Here is a 26,926-nt window from a genome sequence, read left to right as displayed (position 1 = left end):
CCTTATTTTTATTTTGTTAAAGTTTTTGCTTAAAATGTTAAACATTATTGTTTTTATTTTGTTTAAACATACTTTTAAAACGTTGAACAAATAACTATCATCAAATGAAGACATTTAAACATTTAGCCCGACTGACCTTTTTATTCTTATTTATCGGATTCACTTCGTGTTCCGATGACGACAATGGACCTACGCCTCCAATGGAGCCGGAGGGAGATAATATTGTTGAAGCGGCACAGGCCACTTCAGAATTGAGCACTTTGGTTGCCGCCCTTCAAAAAGCGGACGAAAGTGCCAACAATGACCTGATCACTGCACTGAGCGGAGATGGTCCCTTTACCGTTTTTGCACCGACCAATGATGCATTCAACGATTTACTGGCCCAATTGGACGGTTTTGATTCGTTGGACGATTTCAACTCCGAACAATTACAGGACTTATTGGCTGTGATCTTGACCTACCATGTGGTTGCTGATGCTGCCCTATCCACGGATTTAAGTGACGGTATGAGCCTTACCACCTTACAAGGTTCCACCCTTCAAGTATCTACCGAAGGTGGTGTATTTATAGAAGATGCCACGGACGTTTCTGCAGAAGTGGTCAATGCAGATATTGAAGTCTCCAATGGTGTTGTACATATCATAGATAAAGTATTACTGCCTCAAGCTATTCTGGATGAATTGGCCGATATTATCTTAGTCCCTATTACCGATTTGGCCATTGGAAACGAAAATCTACAAAACCTAGTGGCCGCACTGACCGCAGCCGATGGAGATTTGCCAACTGTACTTCGTGGCGATGGACCTTTTACTGTATTGGCCCCGACCGACGAAGCTTTTGAGACATTCTTGGATGGTGCAGCCTTGGCAGATGTTCCAGTTGATGTATTGACCAACGTATTGCTCAACCATGTGATCAGTGGCGAAGTTACTTCTGAAGACTTGACAGGACTTGGTTCCGGTTATACAAGTACTATGGCCACAGGAGCTGGAGACCAAAATGTAAGTTTGTTCTTCGATACTTCTGATGGTGTAACATTCAATGGAGTATCGTCCGTAGTGACACCGGATGTAAAAGCAATCAATGGTATTGTACACGTTGTGGATGCCGTAATAGACATACCTAATATTGTGGACCATGCCGTTGCCAATCCAGGACTCTCTTCTTTGGTTGGAGCACTTACCGATGGTGGAAATACGACATTCACTGATTTACTATCCGATGAAGAAGAACTATTTACCGTGTTTGCACCTGGAAACGATGCTTTTGATGCATTTACCAACCCGAATTCCAATGATTTGAATGCCATACTATCCAATCACGTAGTGGTGGGTACTGCCGCATTCTCTTCAGATTTGACAAATTCTTATGTGAATACCGCTGCTGAGTTCGATGTGGATGAGAACTTGAGTCTATACATCAATATTGATGACGGTGTAACCTTGAATGGAACAAGTGGTGTGGTAATGGCAGATATTGTAGCCAGCAATGGGGTAATCCATACTGTGGATGCTGTAATCGACTTGCCAACAGTTGTGACCTTTGCTGCAGCTGACCCTACTTTCTCCACTTTGGTTCAGGCGTTGACCGAATTGACCCCAAGTACGGATTTTGTAAGCGTATTGTCCGCTCAAGATGGTGCAGGAAGCGATCCATTTACCGTATTCGCCCCCACCAACGATGCATTTGCCGCTTTGGCCAGTATTCCAGCTGAAGCTGACCTGATTCCGATACTGCAACACCACGTAGTGGCAGGAGCGAATGTACGTTCAGGAGACTTGAGTGATGGTGCCACGGCAACAACTTTGGAGGGTGATATGATTACCATCAACCTGCCTGGCACAGGGGACAATATTGCCGATATTACCGACGGAGCAGGAAACATGGGCATTGGTATCGATGCCGTGGATGTTCAGGCCATCAATGGTGTGATTCATGTAGTGGATACCGTATTGCTCCCAGACACTTCAAACTAACTAGTTTTTGATTAATAGATAGTGCATGAAAGCCCCCTCAAATAATTTTGAGGGGGCTTTTTATCGGGTGGGATCTACCGTTCGTCGATGACACATCAAAATGGAATTATTTACCCACAAAAAGGAGCTGTTTTACAACTTTTAATTTTTTGGATATCGATAATGCCGCATCTTTGGAGTCCCAAATCTTTCCAAACTAAACCTGTAAATGAAAACTCCCCCAAGGCAATCTTGAGGGAGTTTTTTATTTTGACCAAAAAGGTATTCTGTCAGGATTATCTTCTTCCAGATTTCTTTTGCTCTTCGGCCTGTTCCATCATTTCGCGCATCTTACGCTGGAACTTGTTCTCTTTTTTAGGTTTCTTTTTGTTCTCCTGGATCTGGGCATGGATTTTATCCTCGTCCAAAATGTAGTTCTTGATGGCCAACATAATAAAGATGGTGATCAAGTTGGAGATGAAATAGTACAAACTCAACCCACTCGCATAGTTGTTAAAGAAGAACAACATCATAATGGGTGATAGGTACATAATGAATTTCATATTGGGCATACCCGGTTGCTGTTGCATCTGCATGCTCTGCCCCGTTGTCATCTGCATATAGAAAAAGATAGCAATGGATGCCAAAATCGGGAACAGGGATACGTGGTCACCGTAAAACGGAATGGTAAACGGCAATTCGAAAATGGTATCGTAAGAGGAAAGGTCCTCTGCCCACAAGAATGATTTTTGGCGCAGCGCAAAAGATGTTGGGAAGAACATGAACAGTGCGTAGAAAATCGGCAACTGTAACAATGCGGGCACACAACCGCTCATGGGGCTCACCCCTGCTTTGTTGTACACCTTCATGGTCTCTTGCTGCTTTTTCATGGCGTTGTCCTTGTACTTTTCGCTGATTTCCGAAATTTCCGGTTTCAACACCTTCATTTTGGCTTGCGACAAATAGGACTTGTAGGTTACCGGCGATAATGCCAATCGAACCATAATCGTCATGATGATAATGGCAATACCGTACGGCAGGAACGAACTCAAGAAGGTATAGAAGGGTGTGAACACATATCTGTTGATCCAGCCAAAGATTCCCCATCCAAACGGAATGGATTCCACCAGACCCAAATCCTCATAATTATCCAAGACCTTGACGTCCGTAGGACCATAATACCAATACATATTCTGGGACAACTCCCCTCCTTGGAACTCCAATGGAGCTCTAGTTGTATATTCTTTGGTAAAGCGCAATTCCTTGCTCTCTTCCTCAACCAAATTGGTGGAGGTCAAATCAGCGGTCTTAAAATGGTCGTCCGTTGCCAAAATGGAACTGAAAAAGTGTTGACGGTACGACAGCCATTTTACATCCACTTCGGTTTCCTCATCAAAATCACTGCTCTCCGATAGCTTGCTGATGTCTCCATCATCATGATTGTATGTCAGACGGGTATATCTATTTTCATATCTGATACTTTGATCGTGACGGATACCTTTCAAATCCCACTCCAAAGTAACAGGTTTGCTAGTATTGAACACGCCGCTCAATCCTTGTGAACGAACGGTAAAATCCACCAAATACTCATTCGGTTTCATCTCATAGCGATACTCCAAAAACTGGTTATTGGCCACTTTGGCCTTCATGGAAAGTACATGGTTGTCACCACTTTGCGTCAGGGATGGTTCAAAATACAGGTCTGCAGTACTCAGAACACGATTGTCCGAAGTAGTGAAGTTCAAGGCAAAATTGGCATTGCCATCTTTTACCAAATATACCGGAACGGAGTCATGGGTCACAAAATTCTTCATCTTGGCCTCAACAATCTGTCCACCTTTGTTGGCCACTTCCAACTGGAGCACCTCGTTTTCCAAGATAGTGGTACCATCAGCCGTTTGTGTAAATCCAAAAGCCCCAACCGTATTTTTGTATTCGGCCACTTGGGTGGAATCCGTAAGGTCTACGGTCTTTGTTTCCTTTACTGGTGCGGTTTTGGCTGCTTCCTCTGCCTTGGCTTCTTCTGCCTCAATCTGCGCTTGCTCTGCTTTTTGAGCCTCTAACTCTTCTGGCGTAGGCTGATTTTGGTAAAACATAAAGATGAGTATCCCAAAAATCAGTACAAATCCAATAATGGACTTAAAATCCAGCTTCTTTTCTTCCATGAATCGTATTTAGTAGAAATATTTTAACAGTATTTCAGGCTGCAAATATATGCCCAAATGCCCATTTTATGCCAAACTGGCATTGTTTTATTCCTGCTTGTGATCTAATACTGCCTTAACGAACCCAACAAACAAGGGATGTGGACTTGCCACGGTACTCTTGTATTCTGGGTGGTACTGTACCCCGACAAACCAAGGATGTGATGGGATTTCCACAACTTCCACCAAGCCTGTTTTAGGGTTGAGCCCGGAAGCTATCAAACCAGCTTCCTCCATTTGATCCTTATATTTGTTGTTGAATTCGTAACGGTGCCTGTGACGTTCCTCTATGTCCGATGTACCATAGACTTCCTTTACCAAGCTTCCTTCCGTTAAGTGACACTCCCAAGCGCCTAAACGCATGGTGCCTCCCATGTCGGTAATGGATTTTTGCTCTTCCATCAAGCTTATCACTGGATCCGGTGTTCCCTTATCCATTTCGGTGGAATTGGCTTTTTCCAAACCTAGAACGGTCCGTGCAAATTCGATGACGGCCATTTGCATGCCCAAACAGATTCCCAAGAAAGGGATGTTGTTCTCACGGGCATATTTTACCGCCGTTACTTTTCCTTCTATACCTCTTTCCCCAAAACCCGGAGCCACCAATATACCGTCCAGGCCTTCTAGTTTCTTGGCTATGTTCTTGGCTGACAAATGTTCCGAATGAATGGATTTCACCTCCACATCGACCTCATTGGCCGCACCAGCATGGATAAAGGCCTCTTGGATTGATTTATAGGAATCGGGAAGTTCCACGTACTTTCCTATCAGTCCAATGGTCACTTTATCCTTAGGGTTTTTATGTCGCTGCAAAAATTCCTTCCACTGATCCAGATTGGGTTCCTTATCATCCGGAAGGGCCAATTTTTGCAAAGTGACCGTATCCAGGCCTTCTTCTTGCATCAACAAAGGAACATCGTATATGGTGGATGCATCTATGGACTGGATCACCGCTTCTTTCCGAACATTACAGAAAAGAGCCAATTTTTCCTTGATGTCCTCAGAGATCTGATGCTCGGTACGGCAAACCAAAATATCGGCTTTTATTCCGCTCTCCATTAAGGTTTTGACGGAATGCTGTGTGGGTTTTGTTTTCAATTCGCCCGCAGCGGACAAAAATGGCACCAAAGTCAGGTGCACCACAATACCATTGTGCTCGCCCAGCTCCCAAAGCAACTGACGCACAGATTCTATGTAAGGCAAGGATTCGATATCACCCACCGTACCACCGATCTCGGTAATCACAATGTCATAATCGCCACTGTTGCCCAAAATCTGGATACGCTCCTTGATCTCGTTGGTAATATGGGGGACAACTTGTACCGTTTTGCCCAGAAATTCACCTTTGCGCTCCTTCTCGATCACGCTTTGGTAAATTCTACCTGTGGTCACATTGTTGGCCTGTGAGGTACGCACGTTCAAAAAACGCTCGTAGTGTCCAAGATCCAAGTCGGTTTCAGCACCATCATCGGTCACATAACATTCGCCATGCTCATAAGGGTTCAGTGTTCCCGGGTCAACATTGATGTACGGATCTAATTTTTGGATGGTGGTTCGGTATCCCCTGGCCTGCAGTAGTTTAGCCAAGGAAGCGGCGATGATTCCCTTACCCAATGAAGAAGTAACGCCTCCCGTAACGAAAATGTACTTGGTATCTGACATATTGCTCATTCTATTACGGGGCGTAAAATTAGTAATTGCTGGGCAAAAATCAGGTAGAATCGCGAGGAAAATCTTTTTGCAGCTTTCTGATGATGGGTTCCAGGTTGTTATCCTTTATCGTCAGCATGGTATTCAAGTAGTCGCCCAGTTTCCCTTTGGGAAAACCTTTTTGACGGAACCAGACCAGATAGGGCAAGGGCAAATCCACAAGATAGCGTCCCTTGAACTTACCAAAGGGCATCTTGTAGTGGGCCAATTCCAAAAGTTGTTTTGTATCTGGGCGTATTTCCATATCCAACCCGAAAATACTATCTTTCCCAGAACAAATCCACATAATGAAACGTAGAAATTTTATAGCCACCGCCGCGGCTGGTTCGGCCGGACTGGCTTCAGCCTCTGCCATGACCTCAACCTCAGGGCAAAACAAAGAATTCAAGCTCAAGCACAATATCAACCACAGTGTATGTGAATGGTGCTTTAATGATATCCCCTTTGAGGATTTCTTAAAGACCTTGAACGAACTTGGCGTCAACGCCATTGATTTGGTAGGTCCTGACAGATGGCCCATCTTGAAGAAGTATGATATCCATTGCTCCATGTGCAATGGAGCGGAAATTAGTTTGACCGAGGGGTGGAACAATCCCAAATACCATGAGCAACTCATCAAAAACTACACGGAAATGATTCCGAAGGTGGCCGAAGCAGGTTATACCAACCTTATATGCTTTAGTGGCAATAGAAATGGTATGAACGATTATGTGGGATTGCAGAACTGTGTTGATGGGCTTTCGCAGATCATGCCCTTGGCCGAGGAACACGGTGTGGTACTTCAAATGGAGCTCTTTAACCAAGTGAACCATCCTGATTATATGTGTGATAACTCCATTTGGGGCGTGGAACTTTGCAAGCACTTGGGAAGCGACAACTTTAAATTGTTGTTCGATATCTACCATATGCAAATCCAAGAAGGCGACATTATCCGAAGTATACAGAACTACCACCCTTATTTTGGGCACTACCATACAGCGGGTGTTCCCGGCAGACATGAAATCGATGAAACGCAAGAGCTTTACTACCCGGCCATCATCAAGGCTATCCATACCACTGGGTTCAAAGGATACGTAGCCCAAGAATTCATCGTGACCTGGGAGGATAAAATAGAAGCGTTGAAGGATGGGTTTATGCGGTGTGATATTTAACCCAAGAACTCATAAAACGTATTATAAAGAGGGGGCTGTCCGTCCCCTCTTTTCATGATTCAGGGCTCTGCAACTTCCTGAAGAGCTTCAGCGATCTTCAGGTTCCACTCCAATTGCTTTTCACGGTTTCGGGAAAAGTTGGTCTCCCAGTCGTAACGTTCCTGATACTGCTGTAAGCCCCTTAAGATATCACTGTAAATCTTTCTGACCTCAGCCTTTACATCATCGGAAAAGGAGGTTCTACGCAATTTTTCTCGCATCTTTCGGGCAAACACCTCGGTAATATCAAAATGAAGCTGCTCGTGTGCCAAGGTATTTTCATTGCACAATTCAGGCTTGTACCATGATTCATTGGGATAGAAATAGGCATTTACCTCAAAATCCAAATGGACCTCGTGGTGCAATAAATTCGCTGAGTAGGTGTAGCTGATACCACTTGCGGTAGTTGCTGCGGAAGGTTCCCCTGTGGGCACCTTGCCCTTAAAATCGGCCCATGTGAGCCTTATGGTGTCATTCCATGGGACACCCTCCTCGATTTCCTGTGCGAATCCAAAAAAACCGAGCAGAAAAACACATCCTATGGCAATTATTTTATCCAATTAAAATCGATTACTCTTTCAATGTCGGGATGCAAACTATGGTGCACCGGACATGTATTGGCCGTATGCTCCAAAATCTTTCGGTGCTTTTCCGATACCGATGCGGGCAGCTCCAATGTCACCTCAATTTTGGAAATCCTTCTTGGATTGGCCGCCATGTGCTTGGTAACCTCTGCGGTGGAGCCTATCAAATCCACATCCAGATCACGGGCCTTGATGCCCATCATGGTCATCATGCAATTGGCCAATCCGGTCGCAACGGTATCCGTGGGCGAAAAAGCTTCGCCTTTACCATTGTTGTCCACCGGGGCATCGGTCAAGTATTCGCTTCCCGAACGCAAGTGCACACATGTAGTGCGAAGGTTTCCGTTATAGGTTACTTTTGATGTCATTCTTCTTTGGCTCTACTTCTTTTATTGTAAGGTCCTCGTACTCCATAATGTAGCAAGCACGATTGAAATAACCTGAGGTCCAATCATTGAAATAATCAAACCCATTGCCTGCATATTCCGTTAAACCAATGTATTTGGAGGTTTCGAAAAGATTGTTCTTGTATGCCAGCTTCAATAGCACGTCCATGGTTACGTCAAATCCTCGGACGGCATATCTGTCGGGAATCAGGCCATTGTATTTTTTACCGTAGGCATTGATGAAATCCGCATTCCCCGATTCCCTGTAAAATGATGAAAAGGTAAACTTAAGGTTGGACAAATGGGTTTTGGACACCGCCTCATTCTCAAAAGCGGCATTATAGCTCGTTGTAAACATACGCACTTTGACCTCTGGCACTTCCTCATCACTTATTATGGCGGTATTGGCCGAGTTCAAAATGGAAGTGACACTGGCCACCATATTGGGCTGCTCGGTTTCCAAGAAGACCCAGTTTTCCTTTTCCTCTGAAAGTTGAATCAAGAATTCATCCAGATGCAAGGATTTATTATCGATTACCTTCGCTATTTGGGCCGAAGGGAATTTACTCAAAATGGAATCGTGCGCCACTTGGTGCGTGGAATCCGCAATGATGATGATATTTTCATCCTTATGGATTTCTTCGATGTAGGACAGCATTTTATCCCGAAGCACCACGTCCCTGGGCACTGAGAAGAACACATTGCTATGGCTCAATTCACTATCGGAAGAAATCGGGGCGATCACGGGAATGTTTTTCGCCGATGCCTGAACCGCCACCTCATCCAAAGGTCCTGGGGCCAATGGGCCAATGATGGCATTGACACCCGTCAAATTCTCCCTGAACAAAATTTCCTTTACCTTGGCTTGGTCCAGTTGGGTATCGTAGGTTTTCACATCCACCGAAACCCCTAACTTTTTGATGGAATCCAAAGCCACCATGGCCCCTGTATAAAAACCAAGGCTCAAAGCAAGATCCCTACGGTTCTTGATAAGCTCTTCCGCCTGTTCGGTATCGTTCACATTGACCTTGTCCAATCTAAACGGAAGCATAAAGACCAACTTTGGTCTATTTTCCACATTGATGCTGTCCACCAAATTGATTTTGTCCAATACCAGAGCATTCTTCACTTCAAGCTCGTCCGCTTTTTCCTTGGGCAATTTCAATACCATTCCGGCCTTGAGTCCATTTTCAAGAGCTGGGTTCAAACGGAACAATTCATCCCGTGTGATCTTAAGGTTCTGGGTAATTCTGAAAATATTTTGCTTTGGTTTTACTTCATAAAAAATGAAGTTTTCCGTGTTGACCTCCCCTTCATCATCTTTCTTTTTGGGAAGTCGGACCACCATTCCCTCTTTGAGACCTCCTTCTTTCATGATCTCCGGGTTCAATCGAACAATGGAATCGGTAGGAATGCCATACTCACGTCCCAAACTGTACAGGGTCATTTTGGGCGGTACGGTGTAAGAAGTGAAAATCTCTGTTTTCTGCTCTTTGAGACTGTCGCCTTTTGGTCTAGGTAATTTCAGTTCTTCCCCAGCGGCCAAATAATTGGTGGTCTTGTCCAATTCAGGGTTCAACACCAACAGACTGTCCACACTTATACCATATTTATGGGCAATGCTCCATCGGGTCTCCTTGGGCCGTACGGTATAGGTTTCAAAATCCAGTTCTTTTTCTTCATCCTCATCCACTTCCGGGAACACGGGAATCTGAAGCACCATTTTACGTTCTAGGGCTTCGGAATACAACCTCGTATTGTATCGTTTTAACTGATCTTCGGTAATATTGTATTTCTGGGTCAGGCCAAAAATGGTCTCCCTTCTTTTTACCCTATGGCGAAGAAACCGAATCGGTATTATTTCTTCCTCTTGTTCTTCCTGCTTGGTCTCTGTTTTGTTTTCAACAGGTTGTCCGTTCAAGGGAATGATAAGAATCGTGTTTTCCTTGACATCGGAAGCACTTTTAATTTCCTTGTTGGCCTGTAATATGCTATAGGGGGTTACCCGGTATTGCTGGGATATGCTCTTCAGCGTTTCCCCTTCCTTTACAGCATGTGTTGCGTAGTTCTGTGCAGAAACTGGCACCATGGCCAACAAAAAGACCACGGTAAACACCAGTTGTAAAATATGTTTTTTCATTCCCATTCTATAGTTGCCGGTGGTTTTGAGCTAATGTCATACACCACTCTATTAACGCCTTTAACCTTGTTTATTATATCATTAGAGGTCTTTTGTAGGAATTCATATGGTAGATTCACCCAATCGGCCGTCATACCATCGGTACTTTCCACCGCTCTGAGGGCCACACACTTTTCGTAAGTGCGTTCATCTCCCATAACTCCTACACTATCTACGGGCAAAAGCATGGCCCCGGCCTGCCAAACCTTGTCATAAAGCCCCCATTTTTTCAATCCATCAACAAAAATGGCATCCACTTCCTGTAAAATGGCCACTTTCTCCGCCGTAATATCGCCTAAGATACGGATTCCGAGACCGGGTCCTGGAAATGGGTGTCTACCCAAAATTTCGGCAGGCATATCCATACTTGCGCCCACTCTCCTTACCTCATCCTTGAACAACATTTTCAAGGGCTCCACTACTTTCAACTTCATGTAATCGGGCAATCCCCCTACGTTGTGGTGGCTCTTTATCACTGCGGATGGTCCGCCACTGGCTGAAACCGATTCAATCCTATCTGGATAAATGGTTCCCTGTGCCAACCATTTTGCATTTTCCACTTTGTGTGATTCATCATCAAAAACCTCGATAAAGACCCTTCCGATGATCTTTCTTTTTCCTTCGGGGTCGGATTCTCCCTTCAAGGCATCCAAAAAGCGTGCCGAAGCATCAACTCCCTTTACATTCAACCCCATGTGCTTGTACTGATCGAGAACACTTTCGAACTCGTTTTTTCGAAGGAGTCCGTTGTTGACGAAGATACAGTACAAATGATCGCCTATGGCCTTGTGCAACAACATGGCCGCTACACTGGAGTCCACTCCACCGGACAGCCCCAAAATCACTTTTTCATCTCCAATTTCCTCCCTTAGCTCTTCGACTGTGGTTTCCACAAAGGCATCTGGGGTCCAATCCTGTTGCAACCCAGCAATGTTCACCAAAAAGTTTTCCAATAGTTTTTTTCCATCTGTGGTATGGTACACTTCAGGGTGGAACTGGATTCCGTAGGTGGTCTCACCTGCAATCTTGTATGCTGCATTTTCCACATCGTGGGTACTAGCCAAACGAACGGCTCCCTCTGGAAGTTCTTTAATGGTGTCGCTATGACTCATCCAAACTTGGCTACCTTCTCCAATTCCGGTCAAGAAATCTTCATCTTGCTTCACATAGGATAGGTTGGCCCTTCCATATTCACGGGTAGCAGAGGGTGCTACGTTTCCTCCATGAAAATGGGACAAATATTGTGCTCCGTAGCAGATGCCCAATAAGGGTTTTTTGCCCTTGATCTCCGACAAATCGGGATGAGGGGCCTGCTCCGCACGCACCGAAGATGGCGATCCGGAAAGAATGACCGCCTTGTAATCCGATAAATCTTCGGGCAGTTTATTATATGGTTTGATTTCTGAGTAAATGTTGAGTTCCCTAACGCGTCTTGCGATCAGCTGTGTGTACTGGGAACCGAAGTCTAGGATGAGTACGTTGTTCTGCATGGGCAAAAATAGCAATTTGCTTTAGTTGCAAAAGTATCCTTTAAAGGTTATTTACCACAAGTTTTTCCGGAAAGGAATTCCAACGGGTTATCAACAAGTTCATCTTTTGCGCATTGCCTTACACTTTCTTTGGAAAACCAGGCACCCTTATCTAATTTTTTTCTTAATAGATTTCATTATTTCTTTGCCTTTTAAATCGTATCAACCATGATTAAGGGTTTTATTTTTGATTTGGATGGCGTGATCACGGATACCGCCGAACTTCACTATGCAGCTTGGAAAAAACTGTCCGAGGATATGGACTGGGACTTTGACCGTGACCTTAATGAGAAACTGAGAGGGATTTCAAGAATGGACTCCATAAAAGTGATCATGGATCATAACGGGGTGTCCTTGGATGAAGACACGGTAGTTGACCTGGCCACCAAAAAGAACGACATCTACGTTGAGAGCTTGGACGACATGACCCCTGAAGATTATTTGCCCGGTGCCAGGGAACTTTTGACCCATTTAAGGTCGGAAGGGTTTCGCGTGGCCTTGGGAAGTGCCAGTAAAAATGCCCAAAAGGTTTTAAAGCAGCTCAATGCCACCCATTTTTTTGATGTTATCGGGGATGGCAACAGTGTTTCCAAGAGTAAGCCCGCTCCCGATATTTTTCTCTATGCCTCTGAAAAAATGGGATTACCCCCGGAAAACTGTATTGTTTTTGAAGATGCCGAAAAAGGAATTGATGCCGCCAAAGCTGGAAAGTTCCACAGTGTGGGCATTGGTCCCGAAGAACGGGTTGGCCATGCGGACATTAGGTTCAACACCATGAAAGAAGCGACATTGTTTGAAGTGAAATCACATTTCAAGGATTTGTTCTAAGCTTATTTCGAGCCTAAAAAACAAAAGCCCCGGGAACCACTCCGAGGCTTTTCAATAAAATCAAAACCAACCTAAACATATGAGTTAACCAACTCAAAATTTAAATTTTCATAGCTATTTACACCTATGGAACAACCTAACTTGTAAATACCCTACCTAGGTTTTAAAGTTTTTTTGAAAAATTTAGATTGGCTCAAGGGAACCCTGTTCTATTAGTGCTTTAAAACAATGAAGTCCTTGGAAAAGGGATCTAACGTTTTCAACAATAAGGGAATCAAGTCCTCCCCCATTTCCAGATAGATTTCCGAAAAATTCATTTGTCGTTCTTGAAGTGATTGATTGGGAAACAACTCATTTTGAAGATCGGTCAAACGCACCACATGGTCCTTTAGCTTACGTTTTTGTGCCCTTAGCAACCGTTTTTCTAGATGGTCCAGTCCTTTTTTCTGTTTCACCTCCTGCGCCTTTACCGCCCCCAAAAAACTTTTATCCGTTTTTTCGGCCAGTTCGTACATGTGTTTAAATTGCTCTTCCAATAATTTTTTCTGGGGCGAAAAATCAATATCGATATTGGAAATGTCCCGTATTTTCTTGTTGATGAGCGAATGCTGTTTCATAAATAGATGGGAAACCGTCAATCCCATCTTCTCGACCTTTTCAGATTGCTTTTCAGTGATCAGCAAAGCTGAATTACGCAGCATCAGCATGGGGAAGGCGACTCCAACCTCATCAAAATAGGATTTGAGCTCCAACCAGTAAGCCAATTCTCCACCTCCGCCGATGTAGCACAAGTTGGGCAAAATCACTTCTTGGTACAAGGGACGGGCCGCCACATTGGGTGAAAACCGTTGGGGATAGGTTTCCAGTTCTTGTAGCAGTTCTTCCTTGGAAAAATCGATATGGGTATTGATCACATGGTATTTTCCTTTTTTCAGGATGATTCGCTCCCGGATACCATCCTTCAAATAGAAATAATTGATTTCCCTTGGGTTGACCTGAATCGTATAATCTGAGGACACCTGACCCAAAGCATCCATGGTCTCCGATATTTTTTCATGCGGCGTATGATCAAGAATATCCGTTTTGGCATAGGGGATCAATAATTTCTTGAGTTCCTTGTCATCACCGTCCACTATGACCAATCCTTCTTCCCCGAACAGTGCATTGGCAAGGTAGCGGGTCGCGTCCGTTAAAGTGTCATGCTCCAGATATGCTTTTCTGAAAAAATCCTTTAATCTATCCGTCAACCCCAAATTGCCAAGCTCGGAGGCAAATATTTCGTATACCTCATCCAATCCCTCAGTGGATAACCTACCCACGGCACCGGATGCCCTTTTGTTCCAGAGCACTTTTTTTCCGTGTAGATTGAAGTAATTGATCTCATCGAAATCATGATCTTCCGTAGCCATCCAATATATGGGCACCACATGGTTTTCGGGATGTTCCTTGTTGAGTTTTTTGGCCAGATTGATGGTGGAAACAATTTTATAAAGGAAGTACAGCGGTCCCGTGAACAAGTTCAACTGATGCCCTGTTACCACCGTGAAGGATGTGTCCTTTGCAAGGGCATCGATATTTTTTTGGGTAGCCTTGGAAACCTCAAACCCTTTATATTGATGCTTTAGTGAGTTTACCAGTACTGCTCTGTGCCCCTTTGGATAATTAGCAGCTTTCTCTTTGATCTGATCACCAAAATTCGATGGCAAAGGGTATCTATTAAAAAAGGGGGACAACTCTTTTTTCTGTTCTAAATAATCACAAATTAATTGGGAAAAATAACCGGTCTCCTTAAAGGGTATACATTCTACTTCCATTCAAACTGTAATGAGGTGTTCAAAGATAAGTCTCTTCTTTTTTTCTCATCCTAAAAATACGTTAATTGAATTTTGTGTGGTTTTCGTGGTCCACACCTCGATAAAATTAGGTTTCTGCTTCAATTTATTAGTAGATTTGGTAGGATCAATTAACCCTAGCATGACCAAATTTTTATTTTCCCTCGTTCTTTTAGTATCCATTTCCGTATCCGCACAACAGTTAAAGTCCCCTTCGGAGTTTTTGGGGTACGAGCTCGGAACACAGTTTACCCGTCATCATGAAGTGGTGGATTACTACGAATATTTGGCTGAATCCGCCCCGGACAGGGTGCAACTAACGGTTTATGGCCAAACGAACGAACGACGGCCGTTGATTCTGGCCTACGTATCCTCCGCTGAGAATTTAGCCGATCTGGAAACCATCAGACAGGAACATTTAAAGAATACAGAGGGGGCGGGAAATTCCTCCAAAGCAATTGTGTGGTTGAGCTATAACGTGCATGGGAACGAAAGTGTAAGTACCGAAGCATCCATGAAAACCATCTATGAGTTGTTGACCAAAAAAAGTTCTTACCTGGAAAACACCGTTGTGATCATGGACCCCTGCATCAATCCCGACGGGCGTGACAGATATAGCAACTGGTACAACCAATACAAGAACACACCCTACCAAGTGGACCCGAACAGCAAGGAGCATCACGAAGGCTGGTGGAATGGACGAAGTAACCACTATATGTTCGATTTGAACCGTGACTGGGCCTGGCTTACACAGGTTGAAAGCCAACAACGTCTAAAAATGTACAATCAATGGTTACCCCATGTTCATGTGGATTTCCACGAACAAGGTGTGAACAACCCCTATTATTTTGCCCCAGCAGCAGAGCCCTATCACGAAGTGATCACTGATTTCCAACGTGATTTTCAAGTGACCTTGGGCAGGAACCACGCCAAATATTTTGATGCCAATGGTTGGTTCTATTTCACTAAAGAGGTTTTCGACCTATTGTACCCAAGTTATGGCGACACCTACCCTATTTACAATGGTTCCATAGGAATGACCTACGAACAGGGAGGTAGTGGAAGAGCTGGTCTTGGAGTGATCACTGCCATTGGGGATACCCTTACCTTAAAGGATAGAATCGCACACCACTTTACAACAGGCCTCTCCACGGTAGAGGTATCCTCTCAAAACGCAGCCAAATTGAACGAGGAGTTCAGGAAGTATCACCAAAACAAGGATTTTAAATATAAAAGTTATGTGCTTAAAGGAAGCAAGGACAAGTTGGATGCCCTAAAGTCACTACTGGAAAAGCACAACATTGAGTACGGGGATTTATCAAGCGGTTCATACAGAGGACATAGCTACAGTTCTGGAAATATTGGCAGCCTTTCCATCGACAAAAATGGTATGGTGGTTTCCACCGACCAACCCAAGGGAACCTTGGTAAAGGTATTGTTTGAACCCAGCACAAAACTTACGGATTCGTTGACGTACGATATCACGGCATGGTCCTTACCCTATGCCTACGGGCTGGATGCTGTGGCCTCCACTTCCTCGGTTTCCGCTCAGAATGTACAAGAAACATCGACCTCCCCCACCATTAGTAGTGGAAGCTATGCTTTCTTGACCGACTGGAACAGCATGGATGATGCTCGCTTTTTGGCAGCACTCCTAAAAAAAGGCATTCGTGTACGTAAAGCCGACCATCCTTTCAGAATAGAGGGAAAACCCTTTGATCGAGGCACATTGATCATTACCAAAGGGGACAACGAAAACAAAGGGGACTTTATCCAGATCTTACAGACCATAGTCACTAAGTTCAATAAAGAAATTACACCAACAAGCACAGGCTTTGTGGATTCGGGGAAGGATTTTGGTTCTTCATCCATTCAAATGATCACAAAACCCAAAGTCGCAGTTCTCTCCGGCGGACCTACCTCTACCCTAAGATTTGGGGAAATTTGGCATTTTTTCGAACAACAATTGCACTATCCGCTTACCGTGTTGGATGATGACTACGCCGCTAGGGTGGACCTAGATGAGTATAACATTTTGGTCCTGCCCGATGGACGATATGGCAATCATTTCAATGAAGACCAACTATCCAAACTGAAAGATTGGGTAAGACAGGGCGGAAAAATCATAGCCATGGGAGGCTCCATAGATGCTCTTGATGGAGAAAAAGGATTTGGCATCGTAAAAAAGAAGCAGGCTAAGGATTCCAGCGAGAACACCCCACAACCCTATAAAGATTGGGAACGGGAACGTATAAAAGGTGCTATCACGGGTGCCATTTTCAAAACAAAAGTGGACAACTCCAATCCATTGGCCTATGGTTATGGTTCCGATTATTTCTCTTTGAAACTGGGCAGCAGTGCCTATGACTATCTCGATAATGGAAACGCCGTATACCTGGAACAAAATACCGAGCCTTTTTCTGGCTTTGCAGGAACCGAGGCACAAAAAAGAATTGCCGAATCCTTGGTGTTCGGAGTCGAAAACCATGGGCGTGGTCAAGTGATCTATATGGTGGACAATCCCTTGTTCCGAGGGTTTTGGGAAAATGGGAAATTGTTCTTTGCCAATGCCCTTTTTATGGTGGATTAAGTTTTTTTAGCTGATTTTAAGGGAATTGATTGCTTTTTTTAACAAAAAGGATATTGAAACATATCTTCATTTTTTCGTACATTTAGTAAAAGTAACAAGGAAAAATTGCGGATATGCCACAGATAACCCCATCATTTTTTTTAAAGCCAAAATTTAACGTCTTACAGTTTTTGGCAATATCTATTTTTGTCATGATGCTCCCCTTGGAGACCATGGCATTTCAGCAAAATGCATCAGCTGATTACAATGAATACAGCGGGGAGGTAAAAGAAGCGTCCAGCAATAAGTCCTTGGTGTTTGCCACTCTTACCGTAGAAGGCACCAATATCAGTACCATTACCAACACTGAAGGCAACTTTCTTTTGAAAGTGCCCAAGGACCTTACCGATAAGAATGTTGTGGTGTCTTTTTTGGGCTACAAAACCAAAATGGTTCCGATTTCCAGCCTTCAACCCGAAAAAAATGAGATTTCGCTGGAAGTCTCCGTGACCCAACTCTCTGAAATCAATATCAATGCCCCCAAAGATGCATTGGCTTTGGTACGCGAAACCCTGAAGAACAGGGATGACAACTATTTTAAGGACCCCTCCCTGATGACGGCTTTTTACAGGGAAACCATAAAAAGAAGAAGAAGGAACGTCTCATTGGCCGAAGCCGTGGTCAACATATACAAAACCCCTTATGATATCGGTCGGGATGATGCAGTTGAACTCTATAAAGCAAGGAAAAGCACCGATTACAGCAAATTGGACACAGTTGCCCTAAAACTACAAGGTGGACCATACAACACGCTATATGTGGATTTGATGAAGTACCCTGAATATATATTTTCAGAAGAGACATTGCCCAACTACAAATTTGCTTTTGACCGTTCCACAACCACCAACGACCGATTGATCTATGTCATAAGATTCGATCAGCGCGAAAATGTGCTGGAACCCCTCTATAGCGGTGAATTGTACATCGATGTGGAAAACAAGGTCCTGACCGGGGCCATTTTCTCCCTGAACATTACCGACGAGGACCTAGCCGCCGATCTTTTTGTACGAAGAAAACCCGCCAAGGTTGATGTATGGCCCACAGAGGTATCTTACCGTGTCGATTACAGGGAAAAAGACGGAAAATGGTACTACGGTTACAGTAGCGTATTCATGGAGTTCAAAGTGGATTGGGAAGACAAATGGTTCAATTCGCAATACAGTATGACCGCTGAAATGGCCATCACGGATTGGGAAAGTGTCAGTAAAACCGAAAGACCCAAATATCGACAAAGAATCAGAAAATCGATTATCCTGAGTGACGAAGCTTCGGGATTCTCCGATCCTGACTTTTGGGGTGAATATAATATCATAGAACCCGAAAAGTCCATTGAATCAGCTATTAGGAAAATCCAAAGACAACTGCGAAGAGCTGAAAGAAACAGTGATTAGTTCGTGCTTTTCTTCTAAATTTTGTGCATTTTTACCCTTGCGTTGCATAATCCAATTCAAATGTCCAAAAGAAGAAGTTTTTTAAAATCGGCAACAGCTCTTGGTGCCGCAACCCTTTTTCATCAAACAAGTTGGGGAAACGAACCTATTTCCTCCCCAAAACCTAAAATAAAGCCCAACAAATTAAAACCGGGCGACACCATTGGTTTGGTTGCTCCTGGGTTCGCCATAAAACCCGAAAAACTCTATTTGGCCTTGGAAGCATTGGGAAAGATGGGCTTCAAGACCTATCATACCGATCGCATCAAAGGCAACTATGGCTATTTCAGCAATACCGATGAAGAACGCGCGAAGGATGTGAACGAAATGTTCGCCAATCCCGATATCGATGCCATACTCTGTGCCCGGGGCGGTTACGGCTGTACCCGTATCCTCGACCTATTGGATTATGAACTCATTGAAAACAATCCCAAGGCCTTGATTGGCTTTAGTGATATCACCGCGTTGATCAACAGCATTTACAAAAAAACAGGTCTTGTTTGTTTTCACGGTCCAGTGGGCAGTACCATCGACGATGAATACAGCCAGGCATACTTTAAAAAAGTATTGATGGAACCCCAGGAGGTGCTTCCCATCAAAAATGCCATATTAAAAGACCCTAAACAATACAGAAACAGCGAATACTACCGGTATACCATTACCCCCGGTGTTGGACAAGGCGAACTTGTAGGCGGAAGCCTCACGCTGGTCACCGCCATGATCGGAACCCCTTACGAAATCGACTTTACCGATAAACTTGTTTTTTTGGAAGATGTGGAAGAGGCCCCATATCGCATAGACCGCATGCTCACACAACTCTCAGAGGTCGATAGTTTTTTGAAGGCCAAAGGGATAATTTTTGGTGTCTGCAAAGGTTGTGACCGCAAACGGACCACCGACAACTTTACTCTCAGGGAAGTGATCATGGACAGAATAGCTCCCTTGAACATACCTGCCGTTTATGGGATGAGCTTTGGGCATATACCCCAAAACTCAACCCTTCCCATTGGTATTGAAGCAAGTTTCAATGCTTATAAAAAGCAGCTTCGCTTATTGGAAGCTGCTGTTTGCTAGTATTATCCTTTCTTGAATTCGTCAAGCGTTTTGATGATGATGGACACACAATCCATCAATTGCTCGTGGTTCATGACCAACGGCGGTGCAAAACGGATGATGTTGCCGTGCGTTGGCTTGGCCAAGAGACCGTTTTCCTTCAGGGCCATACAAATATCCCAAGCTGTGGAACTCTCTTCAGTATCATTGATGACAATGGCATTCAACAATCCCTTGCCCCTAACTTTCACAACCAAGTCGCAAGTAGGAATGAACTTATTGAGTTCCTCTCGGAAAAGCTCGCCCAATTCCTGAGCGTTCTGTGCCAAATTTTCTTCCTTGATAACCTCGAGGGCTGCGGTACTTACCGCTGCGGCAACAGGATTCCCTCCAAAGGTACTTCCATGACTGCCTGGGGTAATTACTTCCATGATATCATCATTGGCCAATACTCCTGAAACAGGGTATACGCCTCCTGAAAGGGCCTTGCCCAAAATCAAGATATCTGGTTTTACGTCTTCATGATCTACGGCCAGCATCTTACCTGTCCTGGCAATACCGGTTTGCACTTCATCAGCAATGAAAAGCACATCGTATTTTTCGCAAAGGGACTTTGCTTCTTTCAAATATCCTTCAGAGGGCACATAAACCCCAGCTTCTCCTTGAATGGGTTCCACTAAGAAACCTGCTACGTGAGGATTGCTTTTAAGTGCATTCTCCAACGCTGTCAGATTATCATACTCGATTTTTACGAATCCCTCGGTGTACGGTCCATAGTTTTCCCTTGCCACTTCATCATTGGAGAAAGAAATAATGGTGGTGGTCCTTCCGTGAAAGTTGTTTTCACATACGATCACTTTGGCTTGGTTTTCTGGAATGCCTTTTTTCTGATAGGCCCATCTTCTACAAACCTTCAATGCAGTTTCTACAGCTTCTGCTCCCGTGTTCATGGGCAGCAACTTATCAAAACCAAAGGTTTCGGTGGCATATTTCTCATACTTACCCAACATATCATTGTAAAAAGCGCGGGAAGTCAAAGTCAATGTTTTTGCCTGCTCCATCATGGCCCCAACAATTTTTGGGTGACAGTGTCCTTGGTTTACCGCAGAATATGCGGAGAGAAAGTCATAATATTTCTTTCCTTCCACGTCCCACACATACACACCTTCGCCCTTGCTCAAAACCACGGGGAGTGGGTGATAGTTGTGTGCTCCGTACTTGTTTTCCAAATCTATCGCTTGCTGCGACGTTAAATGCTCTAAAACAGCCATTTCATTAAATGATTAAAATTGATAAAATAACCATTCCTACTGTACCTTTATTCTTTCGAAGTCTCGAAAAAGCAGCGTGGGAGAGAAATCATCCCTTGGAGTGCCCGCAAATTACAAATTAAATGATGAAAACGTAATTTTTCCAAAGACGATTCCAACAGTGTTCAGTTAAAGTTTACATGCAATTTAAGAAGCTCCGTTCTGTGAAATACCAAAAAGAACTTACTTTTGCGGCATGCGTAAAAACAGAAGGAGAAAAACGTTTGAAAACGTAGAAGTAGTCGATGCTGGAGCCAAAGGAAAATCCGTGGGCAAAGCTCCTGACGGACGGGTCATTTTCCTGACCAATGCCGTGCCCGGCGATGTTGTGGATGTCATGACCACCAAGAAACGAAAAGCCTATTTTGAAGGTGTAGCCACCAAATTCCATACCCTTTCAGATAGAAGAACCGAACCCGTTTGCCAGCACTTTGGCACTTGCGGAGGCTGTAAATGGCAACATATGGGCTATGAACACCAACTCTACTTCAAACAAAAGGAGGTAGAGAACAACCTCAAACGCATAGGGAATCTCGAATTACCAGAGACAACTCCAATCCTTGGATCCAATGTGCAGTATTTCTATAGGAACAAAATGGAGTTCTCCTTTTCAGATAGCCGATGGCTGACACAGGAAGAAATCAATTCGGATGAGGAAATTGAGGATAGAAATGCATTGGGTTTCCATATTCCTGGCATGTGGGACAAAATATTGGACATCAAAAAATGTCATCTGCAAGAAGACCCTTCCAATGCCATACGTTTGGAGACCAAGAATTTTGCCAACGAAAATGGTATTAGTTTTTTCAATCCAAGACGTCAGGAAGGACTTCTGCGCACCTTGATGATTCGCACATCATCAACAGGGGAAATCATGGTGCTCATCCAGTTCTTTGAGGATGAAAAAGGAAACCGGGAATTATTGCTCAACCACCTAAAGGAAAAATTCCCCGAGATAACTTCCCTGCTCTATGTCATCAATTCCAAAGGAAACGATACGATTTACGACCAAGAAGTGATTTGCTTCGCAGGACGGGACCATATTTTTGAGGAAATGGAGGGACTGCAGTTCAAAATCAACGCCAAATCCTTTTACCAGACCAATTCGGCACAGGCATACGAACTCTACAAAGTGGCCAGAAACTTTGCCGGACTGACCGGGGATGAACTGGTGTACGACTTGTACACGGGAACGGGGACCATAGCACAATTTGTGGCCAAAAATGCCAAAAAAGTAATTGGAGTGGAATCGGTGCCCGAAGCCATTGAAGATGCCAAAGCCAATGCCTCACACAACAATATCCCCAATGTCGACTTTTATGTGGGCGATATGAAAAATGTGTTCAACGATGATTTTATTGCTACGCACGGTCAGCCCGATGTGATCATAACCGACCCTCCTCGCGACGGAATGCACAAACAGGTGGTTGAGCAATTGTTGCAGGTAGCTCCGCCAAAAATCGTGTACGTGAGCTGCAACAGCGCAACCCAAGCACGTGATCTGGCTCTTATGGACGAGCAATACCAAGTTACCAAGGTGCAACCCGTGGATATGTTTCCGCAGACGCACCACGTTGAAAATGTTGTACTTTTGGAAAAACGGGTATAGTTTTTCAAATTAAAAACCCTGGGTAATTGCAATGAAGAAAATAATCCCCATTCTACTTATCGCCTCACTGCTTTTTTATGTGTCATCCTGTGAGAAGGATGATATTTGTATTGATGGCGATACGCCGCTATTGATTGTTGGTTTTTATAATGTGGAGGACACTACGGCCTTCAAAAGGGTTGAAAATATTAGAATCAGAAATATTGACATAGATAGCATCATATCCAGCGATTCTTATGATGGTGCGTTTAGTGATAGGTCCAATATTGCCGATTCTGTTCTGGTCCCCCTACGAAGCAATGCCGTTACCACCATGTACCAGATTATTTCAAATTCGGCGGATGATGATGAAACCGATCTGGAAACCGGCAACATTGACACCCTGACCATTTCTTATGAGCTGGAAGAGGCTTTTATCTCAAGGGCATGTGGCTTTGTGACCAATTACAACAATATATCCGTTAGCGTTACGGAAAGTGCGGAAAACTGGATTCAAGATATCAAGGTTGTCCAACCCAATATAGTAAACACAGATAGCATCCATGTCAAAATATATCATTAGTATTTGTATTGTCCTGCTACCCATTTTGGTGCAAGGGCAAAGCGAACCCATTGATCTTTCACAGAAGGATACTGTTACGTACAAAGACCCCTATGGTCTTCGTGTGGGTGCGGACATCAGTAAATTGATACTTTCGTTTGCAGATGAGGATTACACCGGCTTGGAACTGGTTGGCGACTATAGATTAACACGCAAATTGTACCTGGCCGCCGAGATAGGGAATGAAACCAAAAAACAGGGCGAAAGCCTGAACAACACCCTTTTGTACGATTACGAAACTTCTGGTAGCTACATCAAGGCAGGTGTGGACATTAACACCTACACCAATTGGTACGGGATGAACAATGCCATTACCATAGGAGGTCGTTATGCATTTGCAAGCTTTAGCCAAGACTTGAACAACTATAGCCTTTATGAGTCAAATCAGTTCTTTAATCCGGAGTTCTTGCCCGGGGAAAACCCCAACAGGGAGTTTAGTGGACTATCCGCTTCTTGGTTGGAATTTGTCGTAGGCGCCAAAGTGGAACTGTTCGCCAATATTTTTGTGGGCATGAGTGCCCGATTGGGCTTTTTGGTTACCAATACCGAGGATGAGCAATTCCCCAACCTTTGGATTCCCGGGTTCAACAAAGTAACGGATGGCAGTAATTTTGGTGTGAACTACAACTACTCCATCAGCTACTTCATCCCACTGTATAAAAAGGCAAAGAAAAGTAAAGAAGAAAGCCAGTAAGATGAAAGCACCCATCGACTATATCGAATTCAAATCCACGGACCTTGAAAAGACCAAGGATTTTTATTCCAACACTTTTGGTTGGGATTTTACGGATTATGGCCCGGCCTACACCTCATTTTCCGAAATTGGTGTAGCTGGAGGTTTTGAACTGACATCCGAAGCCATTGTCAATGGAGTCCTCATTGTGCTGTATCACAATGATCTTATCGAAATAAGGGAAAAGGTAATAACCGCTGGAGGTACCATTACCAAGGAAATTTTTGAGTTCCCAGGGGGTAAACGGTTTCACTTTACAGACCCATCAGGAAACGAACTCGCCATTTGGTCGGAAAAATAAAAGGAGCCACAAAGGACTCCTTTCACAAATTTGGTTGAGTTAGTTAGTTGTGTTTAAAACACGACCAAATCTAAACATTTCCAGTAGTTATCCCAATTTTTGTCTAAAATGTTTCACACTTTTCCCAAAGATTATCATTTTTACAATTGATGCTTTGATTTTTTACTGCCTTCATAAATTTCATACTTTACCAACCGGGCTTCCAACTTCCCATTGAAGGTTTTTATCCTTTTGGATGTCTTTAAACCTATATGTTTGAGCGCCTCCAAATTGGAGGTTATCAACCACGCATCCGTTCCGGGATATACTTTTTTGAAAGTGTCCCCGATTTTACCGTAGAAGATTTCCATATCGATGGGCAATCGCTCCCCATAGGGTGGATTGAACAACATATGCAGCTTGCCTTCAACAGGCTTATCCGCCCTGAAAAAGTCCTTACGCTCGACCGTGATATAATCCGATAGATTGGCATGTTCCACGTTCTCTTGAGCTTTTCTAACTGCAGATGGGGCCTTGTCATACCCAATGATCTTATGATGGAACTCCCTGACCTTTTTTAGGCTGGCATCCACAATTTTATCGTGCAGTTCGGCATCATAATCGTTCCAATGCATAAATGCATACGACTCCCTATTGATGTTTACCGGGATGTTGCAGGCAATCATGGCCGCCTCTATCAAAAAGGTTCCACTTCCGCACATGGGATCAAAAAAATCAGTTTCCCCGTCCCAGCCACTTTTAAGCAGTAAACCGGCCGCCAACACTTCGTTAATCGGTGCAATGTTGGTCAAAATACGGTATCCCCTTTGATGAAGTGAGTTTCCCGAACTATCCAAAGAGACCGTACAGGTGTTTTTATAAATGTGGATATTGATTCGAATATCGGGATCTTGGGTCTGCACATTGGGACGGTCACGGACCACTGCCCTGAACTTGTCCACAATAGCGTCCTTGGCCTTTAGTGAGACAAACATGGAATTGTCAAAAACCTGTGTATTGGAAATACTGTCAATGGCAAAGGTTTTCTCCACATCAAAAATATCGGGCCAGTCCAGATCATAAATATGCCTGTACAGGTCCTTCTCGTTAAAAACCCTGAAAGTTTTTATCGGCTTGAACACCTTCAAAGCGGTCCTAAGGCAAAGATTGGCTTTGTAGAGAAAGCCTGTATCCCCTTCAAAAGTAACATTTCGCACTCCTTCTTCCACATGCCCTGCACCCAAATTACGAAGCTCTTTCGCCAAAATCGGCTCAAATCCGTATAGGGTCTTGGCCATCATCTTGAAATTTCCTGCCATGTTCTTGTAATTTCTTTCGGCAAAAATAGACTATTTTTGCTCCTTTAATTCCCACTATGGATTTTCCTTCCGCCATCATCTATATTATCCCTATTTTGGCCGTTTGGGCCGGGTTTGCATTTGTATGGTTTACCAAGCCCAAAAACAACGATAACATCAAGCTGCTGCTCGCCTTTAGCGGGGCATTTTTATTGTCATTGACCTTTTTTGAGCTATTGCCCGATGTATATAACGACCATGATCCAAAAATAATCGCCCTTTATATTTTGGGGGGTATTTTATTGCAGGTATTCTTGGAATTTTTCTCCAAGGGAGCGGAACATGGACACGTGCACGTTCATTTGAAGGAAAACAAATTTCCAACTTTGTTGTTTCTGAGTCTTTCCATACACGCATTGGTTGAAGGGGTTCCGATACACGACAACGATTCCATCCTCTACGGAATCATTATCCACAAGATACCGATAGCCATCATTTTGAGCATCTTTTTGATCAATTCAAAAATGAAGCTGTCCACTACCCTCTTGTTCATCGCCGCCTTTTCGTTGATGACGCCCTTGGGCAGCTATATCTCCACATCGCCATGGATGGAAAATTATGGACATCTCCTCACTGCATTGGCCATTGGGGTGTTCTTCCATATATCCACCGTTATTCTGTTTGAAAGTGCGCAAGGGCACGCTTTTAACCTTAGGAAGCTGGTTGTCATTATTTTAGGGATTGGGATTGCTTATTTGGTTTAAAAAAATACATTTTACCACACATACCTCTTAACGAAATTTCTTACTTTTTAAGCTGATTTAATCATAAAAAAGTTTAGATTTAGGTATTATTAAATGCCTCAATGAGACTTACTAGACTAACCTTTGTCGGGTTATTATCCATATTTGTATTATTTTCTTGCTCATCAGAATCCGATGAACCGACCCCAGAACCAGATGTAATTGCTCCGGTAGTGGATTTTTCCATACTTGGGAGCTCCAGTTCGTCTAATTCGGAAACTCCGATTGTCAGCAATCAAATAGTTGTGGAGATTGATGCCAACGATGCTGGCGGAGTAGCAAAAGTAGAAGCCTTTATAAACAATGAAAAAGTTGGGGAAGACACCACCGCACCCTATCAAATTACCATTGACGTCTCCAATTACGCATCCAAAAGCAATCTTACAGGGAAATTTACAGATTACACCTTAAAAGTTACCGTCACGGATACCTCGGGGAACGAGACTTCCAAAGAGGAGATCATCCATATAGACAACGAATTGCCTGCAATTACCGAGGTCTCCTTAACCAATGGACGGGTTATAGGCGGGGAAACAAACGCAATTACCTTTAATGTTAGCGATAATGAAGGACTTACCTCCATTAAAACCTATATTAATGATTTGCTGCTAAAAGAAATAACCGAGGAAGTATACGAGGTCAACCTGAATACTCTGGACTTAACCGACGGTGAAAATACATTCACAATTGAAGCCATAGACCTTGCCAACAATGTGACAAGATATAATGTTTCTTTTATTTCTGATAATACAGGTCCAGTGATTGATTTAAATTCCATCGAAG

Annotated in this window: 22 protein-coding genes (1 of these 22 cut by a window edge); 12 read left to right on the top strand and 10 right to left on the bottom strand. The window is 43.7% G+C overall.

The window, feature by feature from the left end; translation table 11 throughout:
* Nucleotides 1-104: 104 nt before the first annotated feature.
* Entirely contained in the window at nt 105-1,976 is a 1,872-nt protein-coding gene (locus EO132_RS05430) for a fasciclin domain-containing protein (protein ID WP_127136955.1), read from the top strand.
* A 275-nt stretch (nt 1,977-2,251) separates the two neighbouring features.
* Here the strand turns inward: EO132_RS05430 and yidC are convergent, their stop codons facing one another.
* The 3 genes from yidC to EO132_RS05415 form a co-directional block, all read right to left on the bottom strand.
* Nucleotides 2,252-4,120: a membrane protein insertase YidC gene (gene yidC / locus EO132_RS05425; RefSeq protein WP_127136954.1), complete on the bottom strand. Its 1,869-nt coding sequence runs from the start codon at nt 4,118-4,120 to the stop codon at nt 2,252-2,254.
* A gap of 87 nt (nt 4,121-4,207) precedes the next feature.
* Nucleotides 4,208-5,821 (bottom strand): CTP synthase, encoded by a 1,614-nt coding sequence (locus tag EO132_RS05420; protein WP_127136953.1) that lies wholly within the window; start codon nt 5,819-5,821, stop codon nt 4,208-4,210.
* Nucleotides 5,822-5,870: 49 nt separating this feature from the next.
* Nucleotides 5,871-6,113 (bottom strand): DUF3820 family protein, encoded by a 243-nt coding sequence (locus EO132_RS05415; RefSeq protein WP_127137028.1) that lies wholly within the window; start codon nt 6,111-6,113, stop codon nt 5,871-5,873.
* Nucleotides 6,114-6,156: 43 nt separating this feature from the next.
* Between EO132_RS05415 and EO132_RS05410 the strand changes: the two genes are divergently transcribed.
* A complete protein-coding gene (locus EO132_RS05410) occupies nt 6,157-7,020 on the top strand; it encodes a hydroxypyruvate isomerase family protein (protein ID WP_127136952.1) in 864 nt (287 codons plus the stop codon).
* 59 nt (nt 7,021-7,079) lie between these two features.
* On the opposite strand, the gene EO132_RS05405 is transcribed toward EO132_RS05410, so the two are convergent.
* The 4 genes from EO132_RS05405 to guaA are packed head-to-tail and all read right to left on the bottom strand — an operon-like array spanning nt 7,080 to nt 11,698.
* Nucleotides 7,080-7,619: a DUF922 domain-containing protein gene (locus EO132_RS05405; RefSeq protein WP_127136951.1), complete on the bottom strand. Its 540-nt coding sequence runs from the start codon at nt 7,617-7,619 to the stop codon at nt 7,080-7,082.
* Nucleotides 7,607-8,011 carry an OsmC family protein gene (locus tag EO132_RS05400; protein WP_127136950.1) on the bottom strand — a complete coding sequence of 135 codons (405 nt, stop codon included), beginning with the start codon at nt 8,009-8,011 and terminating at the stop codon, nt 7,607-7,609. The genes EO132_RS05405 and EO132_RS05400 overlap by 13 nt, the downstream gene beginning before the upstream one ends.
* Complete coding sequence (locus tag EO132_RS05395) at nt 7,989-10,169, bottom strand: LysM peptidoglycan-binding domain-containing protein (RefSeq protein ID WP_127136949.1); 2,181 nt, start codon at nt 10,167-10,169, stop codon at nt 7,989-7,991. The genes EO132_RS05400 and EO132_RS05395 overlap by 23 nt, the downstream gene beginning before the upstream one ends.
* The gene (gene guaA, locus EO132_RS05390) at nt 10,166-11,698 is read right to left on the bottom strand and encodes a glutamine-hydrolyzing GMP synthase (protein ID WP_127136948.1); all 1,533 of its coding nucleotides are present in this window, start codon (nt 11,696-11,698) and stop codon (nt 10,166-10,168) included. Before guaA ends, EO132_RS05395 begins: the two co-directional genes overlap by 4 nt.
* Nucleotides 11,699-11,905: 207 nt before the next feature.
* Between guaA and pgmB the strand changes: the two genes are divergently transcribed.
* Entirely contained in the window at nt 11,906-12,565 is a 660-nt protein-coding gene (pgmB, locus tag EO132_RS05385; protein ID WP_127136947.1) for a beta-phosphoglucomutase, read from the top strand.
* A gap of 212 nt (nt 12,566-12,777) precedes the next feature.
* Here pgmB and bshC read toward each other — a convergent pair whose 3' ends face one another.
* Nucleotides 12,778-14,379, bottom strand: coding sequence for a bacillithiol biosynthesis cysteine-adding enzyme BshC (bshC, locus tag EO132_RS05380; RefSeq protein WP_127136946.1), 1,602 nt, complete (start codon nt 14,377-14,379; stop codon nt 12,778-12,780).
* 160 nt (nt 14,380-14,539) lie between these two features.
* Between bshC and EO132_RS05375 the strand changes: the two genes are divergently transcribed.
* The 3 genes from EO132_RS05375 (at nt 14,540) to EO132_RS05365 (ending at nt 19,530) form a co-directional block, all read left to right on the top strand.
* Nucleotides 14,540-16,987 (top strand): M14 family metallopeptidase, encoded by a 2,448-nt coding sequence (locus EO132_RS05375; RefSeq protein WP_127136945.1) that lies wholly within the window; start codon nt 14,540-14,542, stop codon nt 16,985-16,987.
* Between the two features lie 191 nt (nt 16,988-17,178).
* Nucleotides 17,179-18,417: a carboxypeptidase-like regulatory domain-containing protein gene (locus EO132_RS05370; RefSeq protein WP_235856387.1), complete on the top strand. Its 1,239-nt coding sequence runs from the start codon at nt 17,179-17,181 to the stop codon at nt 18,415-18,417.
* A 60-nt stretch (nt 18,418-18,477) separates the two neighbouring features.
* Nucleotides 18,478-19,530, top strand: a complete 1,053-nt coding sequence (locus EO132_RS05365; RefSeq protein WP_164732279.1) for a S66 peptidase family protein — start codon at nt 18,478-18,480, stop codon at nt 19,528-19,530.
* Nucleotides 19,531-19,532: 2 nt separating this feature from the next.
* Here EO132_RS05365 and rocD read toward each other — a convergent pair whose 3' ends face one another.
* A complete protein-coding gene (gene rocD / locus EO132_RS05360) occupies nt 19,533-20,780 on the bottom strand; it encodes an ornithine--oxo-acid transaminase (protein ID WP_127136943.1) in 1,248 nt (415 codons plus the stop codon).
* Between the two features lie 235 nt (nt 20,781-21,015).
* Here rocD and rlmD point away from each other — a divergent pair, with 235 nt between their 5' ends.
* Genes rlmD through EO132_RS05340 form a run of 4 tightly spaced genes read left to right on the top strand, consistent with a single transcriptional unit; the run spans nt 21,016 to nt 24,063 of the window.
* Complete coding sequence (gene rlmD / locus EO132_RS05355) at nt 21,016-22,428, top strand: 23S rRNA (uracil(1939)-C(5))-methyltransferase RlmD (protein ID WP_127136942.1); 1,413 nt, start codon at nt 21,016-21,018, stop codon at nt 22,426-22,428.
* 31 nt (nt 22,429-22,459) lie between these two features.
* The gene (locus tag EO132_RS05350; protein WP_127136941.1) at nt 22,460-22,990 is read left to right on the top strand and encodes a DUF6452 family protein; all 531 of its coding nucleotides are present in this window, start codon (nt 22,460-22,462) and stop codon (nt 22,988-22,990) included.
* Nucleotides 22,971-23,723 (top strand): DUF6048 family protein, encoded by a 753-nt coding sequence (locus EO132_RS05345; RefSeq protein ID WP_127136940.1) that lies wholly within the window; start codon nt 22,971-22,973, stop codon nt 23,721-23,723. The genes EO132_RS05350 and EO132_RS05345 overlap by 20 nt, the downstream gene beginning before the upstream one ends.
* Nucleotide 23,724: 1 nt before the next feature.
* The gene (locus EO132_RS05340; RefSeq protein WP_127136939.1) at nt 23,725-24,063 is read left to right on the top strand and encodes a VOC family protein; all 339 of its coding nucleotides are present in this window, start codon (nt 23,725-23,727) and stop codon (nt 24,061-24,063) included.
* Nucleotides 24,064-24,203: 140 nt separating this feature from the next.
* Here the strand turns inward: EO132_RS05340 and EO132_RS05335 are convergent, their stop codons facing one another.
* Nucleotides 24,204-25,361, bottom strand: a complete 1,158-nt coding sequence (locus EO132_RS05335) for a THUMP domain-containing class I SAM-dependent RNA methyltransferase (protein WP_127136938.1) — start codon at nt 25,359-25,361, stop codon at nt 24,204-24,206.
* Nucleotides 25,362-25,417: 56 nt separating this feature from the next.
* Here EO132_RS05335 and EO132_RS05330 point away from each other — a divergent pair, with 56 nt between their 5' ends.
* Both EO132_RS05330 and EO132_RS05325 read left to right on the top strand, forming a co-directional pair.
* Nucleotides 25,418-26,104, top strand: coding sequence for a ZIP family metal transporter (locus EO132_RS05330; RefSeq protein ID WP_127136937.1), 687 nt, complete (start codon nt 25,418-25,420; stop codon nt 26,102-26,104).
* Between the two features lie 101 nt (nt 26,105-26,205).
* Nucleotides 26,206-26,926: the beginning of an Ig-like domain-containing protein gene (locus tag EO132_RS05325; RefSeq protein ID WP_127136936.1), read on the top strand. 1,529 nt of this gene lie beyond the right edge of the window; the window shows 721 of its 2,250 coding nt (coding positions 1-721); it begins with the start codon at nt 26,206-26,208; the stop codon falls past the right edge of the window.

This window comes from Flagellimonas oceanensis, from assembly GCF_003992595.1.
Lineage (GTDB): Bacteria > Bacteroidota > Bacteroidia > Flavobacteriales > Flavobacteriaceae > Flagellimonas > Flagellimonas oceanensis.
Note: the sequence above shows the minus strand (reverse complement) of the source record. Positions and strands in the feature narration are given on the sequence as shown.

What these genes read in the sequence shown, in the direction of transcription:
- EO132_RS05430 (WP_127136955.1), top strand. Translation starts at nt 105, where the DNA reads ATGAAGACATTTAAACATTTAGCCCGACTGACCTTTTTATTCTTATTT.
- yidC (WP_127136954.1), bottom strand. Translation starts at nt 4,120, where the DNA reads ATGGAAGAAAAGAAGCTGGATTTTAAGTCCATTATTGGATTTGTACTG.
- EO132_RS05420 (WP_127136953.1), bottom strand. Translation starts at nt 5,821, where the DNA reads ATGTCAGATACCAAGTACATTTTCGTTACGGGAGGCGTTACTTCTTCA.
- EO132_RS05415 (WP_127137028.1), bottom strand. Translation starts at nt 6,113, where the DNA reads ATGGAAATACGCCCAGATACAAAACAACTTTTGGAATTGGCCCACTAC.
- EO132_RS05410 (WP_127136952.1), top strand. Translation starts at nt 6,157, where the DNA reads ATGAAACGTAGAAATTTTATAGCCACCGCCGCGGCTGGTTCGGCCGGA.
- EO132_RS05400 (WP_127136950.1), bottom strand. Translation starts at nt 8,011, where the DNA reads ATGACATCAAAAGTAACCTATAACGGAAACCTTCGCACTACATGTGTG.
- EO132_RS05395 (WP_127136949.1), bottom strand. Translation starts at nt 10,169, where the DNA reads ATGAAAAAACATATTTTACAACTGGTGTTTACCGTGGTCTTTTTGTTG.
- guaA (WP_127136948.1), bottom strand. Translation starts at nt 11,698, where the DNA reads ATGCAGAACAACGTACTCATCCTAGACTTCGGTTCCCAGTACACACAG.
- pgmB (WP_127136947.1), top strand. Translation starts at nt 11,906, where the DNA reads ATGATTAAGGGTTTTATTTTTGATTTGGATGGCGTGATCACGGATACC.
- bshC (WP_127136946.1), bottom strand. Translation starts at nt 14,379, where the DNA reads ATGGAAGTAGAATGTATACCCTTTAAGGAGACCGGTTATTTTTCCCAA.
- EO132_RS05375 (WP_127136945.1), top strand. Translation starts at nt 14,540, where the DNA reads ATGACCAAATTTTTATTTTCCCTCGTTCTTTTAGTATCCATTTCCGTA.
- EO132_RS05370 (WP_235856387.1), top strand. Translation starts at nt 17,179, where the DNA reads ATGATGCTCCCCTTGGAGACCATGGCATTTCAGCAAAATGCATCAGCT.
- EO132_RS05365 (WP_164732279.1), top strand. Translation starts at nt 18,478, where the DNA reads ATGTCCAAAAGAAGAAGTTTTTTAAAATCGGCAACAGCTCTTGGTGCC.
- rocD (WP_127136943.1), bottom strand. Translation starts at nt 20,780, where the DNA reads ATGGCTGTTTTAGAGCATTTAACGTCGCAGCAAGCGATAGATTTGGAA.
- rlmD (WP_127136942.1), top strand. Translation starts at nt 21,016, where the DNA reads ATGCGTAAAAACAGAAGGAGAAAAACGTTTGAAAACGTAGAAGTAGTC.
- EO132_RS05350 (WP_127136941.1), top strand. Translation starts at nt 22,460, where the DNA reads ATGAAGAAAATAATCCCCATTCTACTTATCGCCTCACTGCTTTTTTAT.
- EO132_RS05345 (WP_127136940.1), top strand. Translation starts at nt 22,971, where the DNA reads ATGTCAAAATATATCATTAGTATTTGTATTGTCCTGCTACCCATTTTG.
- EO132_RS05340 (WP_127136939.1), top strand. Translation starts at nt 23,725, where the DNA reads ATGAAAGCACCCATCGACTATATCGAATTCAAATCCACGGACCTTGAA.
- EO132_RS05335 (WP_127136938.1), bottom strand. Translation starts at nt 25,361, where the DNA reads ATGGCAGGAAATTTCAAGATGATGGCCAAGACCCTATACGGATTTGAG.
- EO132_RS05330 (WP_127136937.1), top strand. Translation starts at nt 25,418, where the DNA reads ATGGATTTTCCTTCCGCCATCATCTATATTATCCCTATTTTGGCCGTT.